This is a genomic window from Sphingobacterium gobiense (assembly GCF_002980575.1).
GTDB classification, from domain to species: Bacteria; Bacteroidota; Bacteroidia; order Sphingobacteriales; family Sphingobacteriaceae; genus Sphingobacterium; species Sphingobacterium gobiense.
Window position 1 is genome coordinate 412,233 of sequence record NZ_PVBS01000001.1, and the last position, 13,950, is coordinate 426,182.

Sequence of the window (13,950 nt, forward strand, 5' to 3'; positions counted from 1 at the left end):
TCAATATGGTATAGATGATGGCTATCAAATACCCATTTGGATGCCCACACTGATATTTCGCCCAGGGAGCGGAGACAGATACTTTAATATCGACTGCTGTGGGCGGGCCTCGCTATCGAGGAGATTACTCCCTTGCACATACGCTTCTAGCTGATATTTTGCCCAAGGCAACCGACGACCAATTTTCGCGTGCAGGAGCGTGAATGCCGGCATGGGCGGTTCGGGATTGATGTTCTTTCCCAACAGTTTTTGCTTTAGATAGCTGTCAGCAGCAACATATAATGACCAGTTTTTTGCCTGGAATTCGGTCGAGAGGCCAAAACGGCTGGTCGGCATATTGGGCATGAAATCGCCTTCGGCCCATTGACGCAACGGATCGTTGGAGGTGTTCCGGTTTTTGACGAGGTCGAAGTATCCTTGATTAAATAGCTTGGCTCCGCTAGGGAGGGTCGTTTGTTGTTTGAGCGCTACTTCCCAACCCGAAATCTGGGTGTCTGCCGCACGCCATTCCTTAACAAGGAAGCCGCCCGACCGGGAGATGCCGGTGTGTGCTAGGTAAAGGTAGTTCTGAAAGGTGTTGTGATAATACGTGGATTTAACGTTCCAGCCGGTTATCCCGATGATCTCCAGACCAAATTCAACCCCGTCATTGATTTCGGTAGGCAGTCGGTCGTCGCCGTTTTCTTCGATCATGATGGCAAAATGGTTGTTGCCGGCATAGAGTTCGTTCACCTCAGGCGCACGTTCGGCATGCTGATAGCTCCCCATCACCTGCAGGAAGGAAAAAATTTCCCAAACCAGTTCGCTGTTGAACTGCTGAAGGTTAAAGCTCCTTGGAGAAAGATTGCCGCCCGCTAATCCACGACTACGTTTGTAATCCACATCGAGCATCGCTTCCCGATTGGCCTGTTCGAAACGGTACCCAACGTTAAGGCGTAAGGTTTTGACGGTAAACTGCTGCTGTGTAAAAGCTCCCCATTCCCGACTATGGGTGTGTGGCATATAGCGCATGCTACCCGTACCGGTAATCTTTCGGGAAGAAAGATCCAATCCGGACAGCCCTTGCCAGAATGAATAGGGTGTATGGTGAAGTTCGAGCCGGTTGCTGTGCAATGTACTGTTGAACTTGTTCATTTGATAGATTCCAAGAAGCTCCCTATCGTCCGAAAACTGTAGGCTATAACTGTTTTTGATGCTGTACAACCAAGGCAAGCCTACCTCCAACGAGGCTTCGCTAATGACATTGTTGGAGCGTGCTCTCGTGTTGATGGGCGAATAGCCGTAATCCTGCGCGCTATGCTGATGGCCATGCCCATGGTTGTGCGAATGGCTGGGTTGTCTAATTTGTGCAAATCCCGGAATCCCGAAATATCCCTCGTTGCCGCGATAGCCAACGCCTAACTGGACACGGGAGGTTTGCCATGCATAGCCGATGCTGATGGATTTATGATCGGCATGGCTGTTGGGGATATAGCCTTCGCGTACGGGGGCATAGTCGTGTACCCCGTGGACAATGGTCGTGAACAATGGGGTGCTGGGATCTTGATCGGGGATATAACGTGGATTGGCTAGATTTGGAACTTCGTACCCGCCGATAACCGAGTGGGGTTTAAAAGTATAGAGTTCACTTTCGGATAGGCCTAGGTTGGGATTGTCAATGTTATCAAGGGTGTATTGGCTGAGGTAGGGGTAGAGGGTGATATTTTGTCGAGTCTCTTTGTCAATAAAGACTTGAGCCATCGATGCTTGCAGGTCGTCGATGGTATGGCTATACGCCCAGTCTATTTTTGGGTGGCCTGGTATCTGGATATCCCCATTTCGGCGCCACATCCCATCGATATGCCATAGGGAGTGCTTTCCTGTTTTGCTGTCCATATCGAAAGCCAAATGGTGGCCCGCATTGCTCTGCCATGCTGTCTTGACGGATCCGGTGATCGGTTTCGCCGGTAAATCTTTGGGTATGCTATTATCCATAATATTGATCGCGCCGCCGATAGCTCGCCCACCATAAAGCACACTAGACTGCGATTTATAGATGTGTATGTCGGCGATGTTGTCTGGGTCAAAACTGATGGCGAAATTGGGGCTGATGCCCGAGAGATCGGAGATGCTGTTGTTGTTTCGGAGAATCTTTACCCGGTTGCCCGACATACTGCGGATCATAGGGGCTCCGGCATGTGGGCCATGATAGCTATTTTGGACCCCGGTGGTGCCACTGAGTAGTTCACCGAAGGAGGTAACGTTTCGCTGGGTCAGGTCGTTCTTGTTGAGTACGGCTCGATTCCATGATGTATTGACCGGGGCTTCTACCACTATGGAGTCGATGCGGAATACCGTATCCACTTGTGCCATACAGTTTATAGATAAAAACAAGAAAGAGATTAGACCGGTTAGGCTTTTTTTGATCGAGTTGGATGTATTACCGCTATTCATGACGGGCAAAAGTAGGTATAAATTATAAAAGCAACAATATTGCTTTTTATAAAAAAATGCCTTTACTTTGCCGCAAAGTTATTAGAGAATGATGAATTTGAACAACTACAGTAGAAAAGCATGGATTGGATTGTCCTTGTGCTTTGTCTTATTGACGGCCTGCCAAAAAGACAATTTTGATCCGCGTAAGCCTGAAACAGTTTCGTTTCCGGAGAACAGCTCAATGACCTATGGCGAGCAGCTACGTATTCCGCTTCCGGAAGGGTATGGTCATGACAACAATATTCAGGTCGAGTTTTCCGCTGACGAAACGAAGGACTACGTCTTTGCCGATGGGAGTACTTTGCGGCAGAAATTGGTAAAAGCGGCACATTACGACACAGAGCAGAGAGCTATCTTTGTAGACAGTCGGTTATTATATCCTACAGGTACTTCCTCTATAACATCTGGTGAGGTATTGCCATCACAGTATATCTGGACGGTCAACCTATCCACAAACCCGAAGCAGGATGTAGGGTTAGGCTATTTACATGTTACAATCGATCAGGCTGCTGTTACTATTGAGGAGACGGAACAAGACGCTGGAACGGCATTTGCCTATGGTTTGCACGGTGATATGGAAAGTTCGTTTTCCTTGTCGGCTGCGGAGGACGTAAAAAAGGATGCAGATTGGTATTTGCCGGCTACAGAATTTGTAGAGATTCGTGAGGGAAAAATAGTATTTAGTCCAAGCATCTCCGAAGGTAAAGGAGAGGAAGAGACGGTTATCAATAGCCAGCCTTCCTTAGTTAAAGATGGTTTTTTGGTGGCAAGTACGCCTTTTCGTATGATGTTTATACCGGAGATTAAATATCTTTTTGGACAGTATTATCCGGATCTGGATATCACTATCGATTATAGCACCGTGCACATTGGGTTAAGCAACGGGTATCTATCAGCTGCTCCCGTGTTTTATCCAGAGAAATATAAATCAACGTTCCGTTTGAAGGCGGTCGAGAAGGATGGGGCCCCCTTTGCGAATTCCAGCGACATCTTCGAGGTGGAAGAATCTTCCGGGAAAGTCCGGGTTAAACCGTCGGAAAGCTTAACAGCAGGTTCTTACAAAGTATATGTGGAGGCCATAAGCTCGACGGGATTAGTCTTCGTGACGACCCTGACCTTGGGGATGAGTTAAACATTTTTTTACTGAAACACCCGAGGCTTGCCTCGGGATTTTTTTTGCGGTTGTATCGGTTCCACTTTTGAACTGGAGGCGGAAAGCGTGCAATGAAAACGCATGTACTTTTTTCTGTTCATATTTCGTACTTTGTAAAAAAAATAACAAACTCCATGAATGACTCGTCCTATTTCATTGTCGCTGGCCTCGTGCTTTTTGCCATTGTGCTTATTGTTTTTATCTTTAGGTATGGTGGTACGAAGAAAATCGCAGTACCTGTTGCCTTCACGGACGAGCTGATGGGACAGATCCTCGAGAAGCAAGTTCGGTTTTATCGTCATCTGCCTACTGATGAACAGCAGACTTTCCTGAAAAGAGTACGTTACTTTTTGGAGCATACCAAAATATCGGCAGAAAAAGGTGCTGTGGTTACCGATGAGGACAAAGTACTTATTGCGGCGAGTGCGACCATTCCGCTTTTTCATTTCAAATTATGGGTGTACCGAAACCTCACCGAAGTACTGGTATACCCGGATTATTTTGATGAGCGTTTTAATACAGCGAGCGAAGGGAGAAATGTCGCTGGGATGGTTGGCTCGGGTGCCCTCAGCAGTAAGATGATCCTATCACAACAGGCATTGCGAAATGGTTTTTTGAACATGTCTGCATCCAATACCGCCATCCATGAGTTTGTACACCTCATCGACAAGGCCGATGGCGAGGTGGATGGTATTCCGGAGTATCTTATCCCGAAGTCGTTGATCGAACCTTGGATCAAAGAGATGCATAAAACCATTCGCGAAATCAGAACGGGCGAATCAGATATCCGGGAATATGCAGGTACTAATGAAGCAGAGTTTTTTGCGGTTGTATCCGAGTATTTCTTCAAAAAACCCAGCCTGCTGAAAGAGGACCACCCAAAGTTATACCGTATGTTGGACGATATCTATGGTGGATCTCAAGAATCCTGAAATGTTGTGTTAACGAATAGAATGCCTCATGTAAGGTCTTGTTTCGTTTTCTCGAACAATAGTCCGCGATAGATCAAATTCTTCTTTCCATTTCTTTGTACGGTCAAAAAAATGTTCTACTTGTGTGTTCATCGTTTTTGATATACAGGTAGGATGCTAGCATAAATTTTTATTTGATCAGGCCAAATTTTATAAGAAATTAATCTTAATTTTAAATGCGCGTAACAATTATTTTGTCTATTTGGCCATAAAACAAACCTATGCTATTTTAGATGGTTTTATTTAGGATGTCTTGTGATTTAGAGGTTTTTTCGCAGTTTAAATCTGGGGATGAACTTGCTTTTCGGCAAATCTTCGACCAATACCAACCGCTACTTCATGCTAAGGTAAGGCAATTCTGCAAAGACCAGTGTGAAGCCGAAGAGGTGACGCAGGAAGCCTTTGTACAGCTTTATCTTAAGAGGAGCACGATTGAAGGGCCAGAGGGAATTTACCCATTCTTGCAGGTCGTCGCCAAAAGAATGGCAGTTACGCTCTTCCGTAAATATATTGTACAGCAAAACTACCGCCAAGAGCTACAGCATGTGTGGAAGGAAGAGCATACGAACCTCGAACAGGAAGTACTTTATAATGACCTGCACCGTATTCTTCAGGAAACGATCCGTCAGTTGCCTCCCCAACAGCAGCTGGTTTACCGGATGAATAAACTCGAACAGTTAAGTTCTGCAGAGATCGCGAAGCATATAGGTTTATCCAAAAATACGGTTAGGAACCATTTAAACATGGCCTGTAGATTTGTCCGTTTTCGACTGGAGAAAATAATCGGGATGATTTGCTTCTTTATTCTTTTCTATTAAAAAAAATTTGCTTCTCGTTGGTACATCTTTCTTGCTTATGCGATTTATATGGTAAGAGCAACAGAAAAACATGTCACAAAAAGAGAAATATCAATCCATTATCCGGCGTTTTTATAACGGTACCGCCTCCGATAAGGATATGCAGCTTATCCAGAAGATGATGGATGATGCAGAGTTTCTCGCTGCATGGGAGGAGGTATGGTCTATAAGTGTACCCGCGAAACCCAGCGCCAATACGGCAGATCAAGAAAAATTATTTGATAAGGTTATGCACGATGAGCGTGTCATAGCGGATCGTACAATACACGCAGTTAGACATAGCAATCGCTATAGACGGCTCTGGAGGTATGCTGGGGCAGTTGCCATGTTCCTATTGACGATAGCTATCGCATTTTGGGTATACCATGATCCGAAAAAAGAAGCGCTGCTAGTCGCCGAGCAGCAGAACGAGGTAGAAGAGGTGTTGCCGGGGAAAGAGCGTGCGATGATTGTATTGAACAATGGGAAAAGTATCGACCTTGAAGCATTACCGGGAGATACAACGCTGCAAATGGAGGGCTTCTGCATACATAAGAGTCGCGACGGCATCATTTCTTACCAGGCGGACAAGGATTACCAAACGGCTGGCCGATTGGTCTATAACAGAATCGTAACACCCAAAGGAGGTGAGTATGCGCTCCTATTGCCCGACGGAACAAAGGTGTGGCTGAACGCGGTCACTACCCTCCGTTATCCAGTAGTTTTTGACGACAAGGAACGGGTAGTACAGATGGAGGGGGAAGCGTATTTTGAAGTTAGTAAGGCGGAACGCCATGGTAAGCGTATTCCGTTTATCGTAGAAACCGGGAAACAGCGTTTGGAAGTGCTGGGAACCGTATTTAATCTGAATACGTATACTAACGATCTCGTGACAACACTGGTTGAAGGAAAAGTGAAACTATCGTTCTCGGGTACGGATGCCGCGGATAAGATTTTGGAAGCTAACGATCAGGTGCGATTTGATAGGGAGAAGGAACGTTATACATACGCGAAAGTGGATCCGTTGTATTTTACTTCCTGGAAAAACGGCAATTTCGCTTTCTCTAATACGGATGTTCATCAGGTAATGGAAGACATCGCTAGATGGTACGATATCGAGGTAATCTATAAACTGTCCTCACAACATATTCGCTTTTCCGGGCGTATCTCCCGGTATGAAAATATTGATAAAATGTTGGAACTTATAGCTATGACTGGTGAAGTCCGGTTTAAAAGAGAGGGAAGGAGGGTGTATGTGTTAGACGAGTGATAAACCAACTATAGCTAAAAAAATCAGGAGCGGTTGCAACGCTCCTGAAAGTAGTCTTTGGTAAAGACGATTGATTGAATGTTAACGAATAAATAATCAACCAGATGCAAAGTAACAAAAAAAATCTGGTAGGATATCCTTATGGAAAGAAGGAAAATACTACCTCAATCCCTATATGTATGAAGTTGTCATTGGCAATACCTCTTTTATTGGCTGCAACTCTACAAGTAAATGCGCTTACCTATGGACAGCGGATAACGCTCGCGAAAAAGAATACAAAGCTTAGCACGGTGCTTCAAGATATCCAGCTACAAAGTGGCTATAATATCTTCTATGCCGAATCTGTATTGGAAACGAGGGCTAGGGTTAATGTTAACCTGAAAAACGTGACGCTAGAGACTGCATTGAAAGACTTGTTGACAGCCAACCAATTGGATTATAAGATCGTGGACAAGAATATTATTGTAAGTCCAGCGAAGTCGGCACGTACTGTGCGGCTAGACAAAAAAGCAGTAACGGTCGTTGCACAACAGCGAACCATTAGTGGTAGAGTAACCAATAGCGCTGGCGAACCGATGTACAATGTGACGGTAAGTGAGAAGGGTACAGCCAACCGTACAGCTACACAGGAAAACGGCCGTTTTGAGATCGTATCCAGCGAATCGGATCTCGTTTTGGTTTTTTCTATTGTGGGCTATAAATCCCAGGAAGTTCAAGTGGGGAATCGTACCAGCATGCAGGTCCAGATGGAGGAGTCGGTACACAGTATGGATGAGGTCGTGGTGGTTGGCTATGGACAGCAGAAGAAAGTAAACTTGACGGGAGCGGTAGATCAAGTTGGTGGCGAAGTATTTGAAAACAGGCCGATTACCAATGTAGCTCAAGGCCTGGTTGGAGCTGTCCCGAACTTGAATATACAGATGTTGGACGGAAAACCTACGCAATCGCCTGCTTTTAATGTTCGGGGAACTACGTCAATTGGTCAGGGTGGTAATGCTTTGGTGTTAATCGATGGGGTAGAGGGAGATCCTCGAATGTTAAACCCGAACGACATCGAAAATATCTCGGTACTGAAGGATGCGGCCTCGGCATCTATCTATGGCGCACGAGCTGCATTTGGTGTTGTGCTGATCACGACAAAATCTGCGAAAGAAGGGCGTACAGCTATTACTTACAATGCAAATATGTCCTTAAAGTCGCCGACTACTGTGCCGGATAATATTACGGATTCGTATCCCTGGGCGAAAGGATTTAATGATGCGTGGTCCAATTGGAATGACAGCGGAACGAACCCTACGGCAATCAATAAAACTTTACCATTTTCTCCAGCCTATTTGGCCGAAATCAAAAGACGTTGGGAAGACCCTTCCCTGCCGCGCGTGGAGGTAAACCCAACAACCGGCGAGTATATGTATTTTTACAGTACGGATTGGTACAGGGAATTGTACAAAGATAACCTTATGGCTCAAGATCATAATATCGCCGTCTCGGGTGGTAGCGAGAAGGTGGTGTATTATCTGAGTGGTAGATATAATGGACAAGACGGGCTATTCCGCTATAATAGTGATGATTATGGGATGTATAATCTGCGGGCGAAGGGCGCAGTAAACCTGACGTCATGGTTACAGGTCGATAATAATACTGAGTATTCTAATATGAAATATTTCCAACCGATCAATGTTGGTGAGGGAAGTGGTATATGGCGTAACTTGGCGGATGAGGGCCATCCATTAGCCCCACTTTTGAACCCGGATGGTACACTTTCTTTCTCGGCAGCTTACACCGTGGGCGACCACTACTTAGGCAGAAACGGCGTAGATAGTGAACATCGGTTCTTAAAAAACAGAACCGGGGCTGTGGCAAGTTTCTTGGATAAAAAATTGAATATCCGCGCAGATTTTACTTTCCAGACTACGGATATTCGCGCGCAGCAAAACCGGGTACAAGTGCCATATAGCCGCTATGAGGGCGTGATCGGCTACACCGGAACAAATACGAACGATCTGCAAGAAAGAAGACAGACTACGCAATACATGGCGACGAATGTGTATGCAGATTATACCACGACCATTGAAGATAAACATAATTTCTCTTTCCTCTTAGGATATAATTACGAACAGTCTCGCTACGACAATTTGACTGTACGGAGAAATGGTATCGTTTATCCGGATGCGAAGGATATCAATTTAGCCCTGGGGCAAGGCATTGTGACGACAGGTGGCTTAAAAAAGTGGGCAATAGCCGGTGGGTTTTTTCGGATGAACTATAATTTTATGGAGCGGTATCTGCTCGAAATTAATGGCCGCTATGATGGATCATCTAAGTTCCCCTCAGACCAACAATGGGCCTTCTTCCCTTCGGCTTCGGCAGGTTGGAGACTCTCGGAAGAATCTTTCTGGAAAGTGAATCCTCGATACCTGGCAAATGTGAAGATTAGAGCTTCATACGGGATGTTAGGCAATGGCAACATCGATCCGTATACGTTCTTGGAAAACTTTACGATTAGCCAGTCAGAACGCATTATTGCGGGATCGCGCCCGCAAAAGACAAGTCAGCCGAATGTTGTCCCCGCCGGATTGACATGGGAAAAATCGGCAACCAGCAATATCGGTTTGGAATTTGCACTACTGGATAATCGCTTACAATTTGTGGGGGATTATTACAAACGTACCACAACGGATATGTTTACCGTTGGCCCCACACTGCCAGCAATTTTCGGAACGGACGTACCAAAAGGTAACTATGCTGATTTGCAAACAAAAGGATGGGAAGTAAATGTTACCTGGAAAGATAGATTCCAACTCAGCAATAAACCGTTTAACTACGATATACGTTTTGTATTGGCAGATTATACGGCTGAAGTCACCAAATACAACAATGCGGACAAACTGCTGACCGACTACTATGTTGGCCAAAGAATCGGTGAGATCTGGGGATATCGGGTAGAGGGCCTTTTCCGTTCGGAAGAGGAGATTGCCAATTCAGCTTCTCAAACGAATGTTCCGAATACCAATACGCGTAAAAACTATCCTGGAGATCTAAAATTCAAAGATCTGGATGGCGATGGTGTGATTTATCAAGGCCTTAATCAGGCTGATAATTCCGGTGACAAAACAATAATCGGTAACTCCACCAGCAGGTACACTTTCGGGATCAATTTAGGAGGTGATTGGAACGGTATATTTGTATCTGCATTTTTACAGGGTGTGCTGAAACAAGACTGGTATCCTTCTCCAGAGTCCCGCTTCTGGGGGCAGTATAACCGCCCATACAATGCTTATCCAAGGTGGCATGAAGCCAATATGTACCGTGAAGAGTTGGGTAACTTTGATGCGTATTTGCCTCGTCTTGTAGGCTATATTGCACAGGGTAGTGGTAGGGTGTTAAATGTCGCTAATGATCGCTATTTGCAGAATGCGGCTTATATTAGGTTGAGAAATCTCCAAATAGGCTATAATTTGCCGCAAAAAGTCACTTCCAGAATCAACGCATCCACAGTAAGGCTGTATATGTCAGCAGAAAATATATGGACTTGGTCGCCAATGTATAAATGGACGAAAGATACGGATGTGACAAATATCTACGGATCGGATAGGGATTTAAGTGGAGGAAATAGCGGTGACGGGTATAATTATCCGGTTCTGAAAGCTTTCGCTTTAGGTCTTACAGTTGGATTTTAAATATGATAATGATGAAAAAGCTACAATATATATATGTGCTACTAGCCCTTATTGCTACGTCGTGCGAGTTGGATGAAATACCCGTAGATACGGCTTCCAATGAAGCAATTTTTGGGTCTGAATCGGGCATGCAGCTATATGCCAACTCTTTTTATGATATCTTACCCACTCCGGATGTAGGGGTATTCCAAAAAGATGATCTGTCGGATTTTGTTGCACGCAACGGAGTCGACAATTTTCTGTCGCCTAATGCGTTGAGTCCTATCACCAGCACGGGATGGGACTGGAAACCCCTGCGCAATATCAATTATTTTATCGAAAACGCACAAAATAGTCCGGTTCAGAATAAGGAGCATTTTATTGGTTTGGCTCGTTTCTTTAGAGCGCTGTTTTATTTTGATAAAGTTAAACGCTTCGGAGATGTTCCTTGGGTGGAAAACACCATAGATATTGATAATGAGGGTGTACTATATGCTGGAAGAAATGACCGCTTTGAGGTAATGGAAAAAGTACTCGAGGATTTGAATTATGCGATTGAACATATCAGCCTCGAATCGGATGCGACCTCTACGCGTGTAACAAAAAATGTAGCTCGGGCTTATAAAACGCGGATCTGTCTGCATGAGGCTTCTTTCCGTAAGTACCACACCGACTATCAGCAGACAGCTACGGCTGAGCGCTGGTTTAGGGAGGTGGTAAAAGAGGCCAATCAGATCACGGGCTTCACTTTGCATAGAGCTGCTAACCTAGAGAACGCTTACCGGGAGCTCTTCATCACGAAAGTGCCATATGCAGATGAAACGATGCTTGCCGTGGCATTGGATGCTGGATTACAGGTATTCAGTTCGGCAAATCGACGTTTCATCAGCCCGACTTTTGGAAATAGGCCAAGCTTAACACGGGATTTTGTTAAGATGTATCTAAATTTAGATGGCTCTCGTTTTACGGATGCACCCGATTATATCACGACAACTTTTGCTAACGAGGTGCAGGATCGTGATTTGCGGCTTAAACAGACGATACGATCTGGCGATTATCACCGGACAGAAAATGGCGTACCTGTTATTTCTCCACCGAATTTTACACAGACTTATACGGGGTATCAACCTATAAAATGGTGTTATGACGAACGTTTTCCCTATGATGATGAAAGCAGAAACGATAACGCGCATATTATCATGCGCTGGGCGGAGGTTTTATTGAATAAAGCGGAAGCTTTGGCGGAATTGGGAGAAATGAGTGTCTCGGAGTGGGGTAATACCATAGGTGCACTTCGCGAACGAGCAGGGATCGCTTCATCGGCAGCGTCGGTATTACCTACATCGGCTGATCCGTACTTGGTCAATTACTACAAAGGGAAATTCACCGATCCAGTCATGTTGGAAGTATTGCGCGAACGTGCCGTCGAAATGATTTTTGAGGGATTGAGAACAGATGATCTAATTCGGTGGAAGCTGGGTGAACTCTTTCAGTCTTCGAAGATGAACGGTATATATGTGCCAGCGCTCGGAGAATATGATTTGAATAACGATGGGGTAATGGATGTGTGTTTCTATCAAGGTGACCGGCCGAGTTCTTCTACGCCTGGAATTGCGTTTGTCAGAGTGGCTACGTCCGACACGGCTGGTCAAATACGGCTATCCAATGGAACCTCCGGCGAGATTATCTGGAATCCGGGACCGCGTGAATGGGCTGATAGAAAATATCTCTATCCTATACCACTTGTAGATATTGAACGCAATGAAAATTTGGGACAGAATGAGGGTTGGAAATAATTAGATGGAAAAAAGCTATGAAAAGATTTAAGAGTAGTATATATGGAGTATGGTGTTTGTTGTTGTTATACACGGCATGCAAGCAAGAACAGCCGGCTGCGGAATTTACGGTAGCGAGTTTTAATCTGAGAATGGACACGCCCCGGGATAGTCTTAATGCGTGGGAATATCGAAAAGAGATGGTTAAAAGCCTCCTGATCTTTCATGAGATTGATATCGTGGGTACGCAGGAGGGGTTTATTCATCAGCTTAGGGATATAAACGAGATTCGAGATTTTGAATATGTCGGTGTTGGGAGAGATGATGGGAAAATGGAAGGGGAGCATTCGGCAATTTTTTACAACAAAAATAAGTTTGAGATGATGGATAAGGGTGATTTCTGGTTTAGTGAAACACCCGATGTGCCTGGGCTAGGCTGGGATGCTGTTTGTTGCAATAGGATATGTTCATGGGTAAAGCTGCAAGATAAAAGAAATGGCAAGGTGTTTTTTGTTTTTAATTCGCACTTTGACCACCAGGGGGTAAAGGCCCGGGAGGAATCCGCTAAGCTCTTAGTGAATAAGGTGCGAGAGATTGCTGCTGACTTACCGGTGATTGCTACAGGAGATTTTAATTCGACTCCGGAAACGCAGCAAATCCAGACGATAAAAGAACAGCTGAGCGATGCATATGAGGTCAGCGAAACGCAGCCATATGGCCCTGTTGGGACGACCAATTCCTTTGATTGGCATGCGCCTGCAAAACATAGGATAGACTATGTGTTTCTAACGGACGATGTCGCAGTGGAAAAATATGGTGTGCTGGTGGATGCACTGGATATGCGCTATCCCTCAGACCATATGCCTGTGGTAACGAAGTTGCGCTGGAAATAATACGAGGTCTTTCCTGAAATCCTATCAACACCCGAGATATTCGTCTCGGGTGTTTACGCTTGGTGGGTTTTCCCGGCTTGCCTTTATTACCCGATATTTCCATCTATCCCGCATCGGAAAAAAACTTGGAATCTACTTATTTTAGAAACCAAAAGCTAGCGCACCGCCGTCTACACTAAAATCCTGTCCGGTGATATAAGTTGCCGCCGGCGAGGCTAAAAAGCATGTCATGGCGGAGAGTTCTTCCGGACGACCGAAACGGTGCAGCGGCATTCTATTTAATATTTTTTCTTTTCGGTCTGCGTCCATCACCTGTTGGTTCATAAGGGAGGGAAACCACCCCGGTGATATGGAGTTAACAAGAATATTATCATGACTCCATTCTACCGCTAACCCCCTTGTGATTCCCAGCACGGCCGATTTTGAAGAAGAATAGGGAACTACTTCGGAAAAACCAAGATAGGATGCCATGGAAGCGATATTGATAACTCTTCCCACGTGAGCAGATTTTCTTAAAAATGGATAGGCCGCCTGCGAACACCGGAAAACACCGTCTACATTGACGTCGTGGATAGATCGCCATTGTTCTTCACTGATCTGCTCCGCTCTCACGCGTTGCGTTATGCCGGCATTGTTTACCAAAACGTCTATGCCGCCAGTGTCTCCAATTTCACCAAATTTGCGACGGATGTCCGATAAAGACGAAACGTCAAGCTTATCAAAGTTGATGGTTTTGGGAATTGTGGTGTCTACTTCGACTTTCGGCGTTCCCGTTCTGCTTAGTGCAAAGACAGTCGCTCCACAATTGGCCAATGCAATAGCCTGGCTCAACCCCAAACCACTAGAAGCACCCGTAACTATGATTCGAAGTCCCTTCAAAGAAAATATTTTTTCAAGATAATCCATAAAATTACTTTA

The 13,950-nt window shown here is 45.2% G+C and carries 10 protein-coding genes; 7 read left to right on the forward strand and 3 right to left on the reverse strand.

Annotation, left to right across the window (positions count from 1 at the left end; genetic code table 11):
• Window positions 1-24: 24 nt before the first annotated feature.
• Complete coding sequence (locus tag C5749_RS01870; protein WP_181151251.1) at window positions 25-2,352, reverse strand: TonB-dependent receptor; 2,328 nt, start codon at window positions 2,350-2,352, stop codon at window positions 25-27.
• A gap of 169 nt (window positions 2,353-2,521) precedes the next feature.
• On the opposite strand from C5749_RS01870, the gene C5749_RS01875 reads away from it, so the two are divergent.
• Both C5749_RS01875 and C5749_RS01880 read left to right on the forward strand, forming a co-directional pair.
• Window positions 2,522-3,607: a hypothetical protein gene (locus C5749_RS01875; protein WP_146113656.1), complete on the forward strand. Its 1,086-nt coding sequence runs from the start codon at window positions 2,522-2,524 to the stop codon at window positions 3,605-3,607.
• Window positions 3,608-3,762: 155 nt separating this feature from the next.
• Window positions 3,763-4,560: a M90 family metallopeptidase gene (locus C5749_RS01880; RefSeq protein WP_105722506.1), complete on the forward strand. Its 798-nt coding sequence runs from the start codon at window positions 3,763-3,765 to the stop codon at window positions 4,558-4,560.
• Window positions 4,561-4,569: 9 nt separating this feature from the next.
• Here the strand turns inward: C5749_RS01880 and C5749_RS19880 are convergent, their stop codons facing one another.
• The gene (locus C5749_RS19880) at window positions 4,570-4,692 is read right to left on the reverse strand and encodes a hypothetical protein (RefSeq protein ID WP_281258033.1); all 123 of its coding nucleotides are present in this window, start codon (window positions 4,690-4,692) and stop codon (window positions 4,570-4,572) included.
• 140 nt (window positions 4,693-4,832) lie between these two features.
• Between C5749_RS19880 and C5749_RS01885 the strand changes: the two genes are divergently transcribed.
• From C5749_RS01885 to C5749_RS01905, 5 genes are all read left to right on the forward strand, one after another.
• A complete protein-coding gene (locus tag C5749_RS01885; protein ID WP_105722508.1) occupies window positions 4,833-5,417 on the forward strand; it encodes an RNA polymerase sigma factor in 585 nt (194 codons plus the stop codon).
• Window positions 5,418-5,487: 70 nt separating this feature from the next.
• Complete coding sequence (locus tag C5749_RS01890) at window positions 5,488-6,705, forward strand: FecR family protein (protein ID WP_105722510.1); 1,218 nt, start codon at window positions 5,488-5,490, stop codon at window positions 6,703-6,705.
• Window positions 6,706-6,809: 104 nt separating this feature from the next.
• Complete coding sequence (locus C5749_RS01895) at window positions 6,810-10,385, forward strand: TonB-dependent receptor (protein WP_219847876.1); 3,576 nt, start codon at window positions 6,810-6,812, stop codon at window positions 10,383-10,385.
• A gap of 8 nt (window positions 10,386-10,393) precedes the next feature.
• On the forward strand, window positions 10,394-12,160 hold the full coding sequence (locus tag C5749_RS01900) for a RagB/SusD family nutrient uptake outer membrane protein (protein ID WP_105725106.1): 1,767 nt from the start codon (window positions 10,394-10,396) through the stop codon (window positions 12,158-12,160).
• A gap of 17 nt (window positions 12,161-12,177) precedes the next feature.
• Window positions 12,178-13,032 (forward strand): endonuclease/exonuclease/phosphatase family protein, encoded by an 855-nt coding sequence (locus C5749_RS01905; RefSeq protein ID WP_105725108.1) that lies wholly within the window; start codon window positions 12,178-12,180, stop codon window positions 13,030-13,032.
• Between the two features lie 141 nt (window positions 13,033-13,173).
• Here C5749_RS01905 and C5749_RS01910 read toward each other — a convergent pair whose 3' ends face one another.
• Complete coding sequence (locus C5749_RS01910) at window positions 13,174-13,938, reverse strand: SDR family NAD(P)-dependent oxidoreductase (RefSeq protein WP_105722512.1); 765 nt, start codon at window positions 13,936-13,938, stop codon at window positions 13,174-13,176.
• Window positions 13,939-13,950 lie beyond the last annotated feature (12 nt).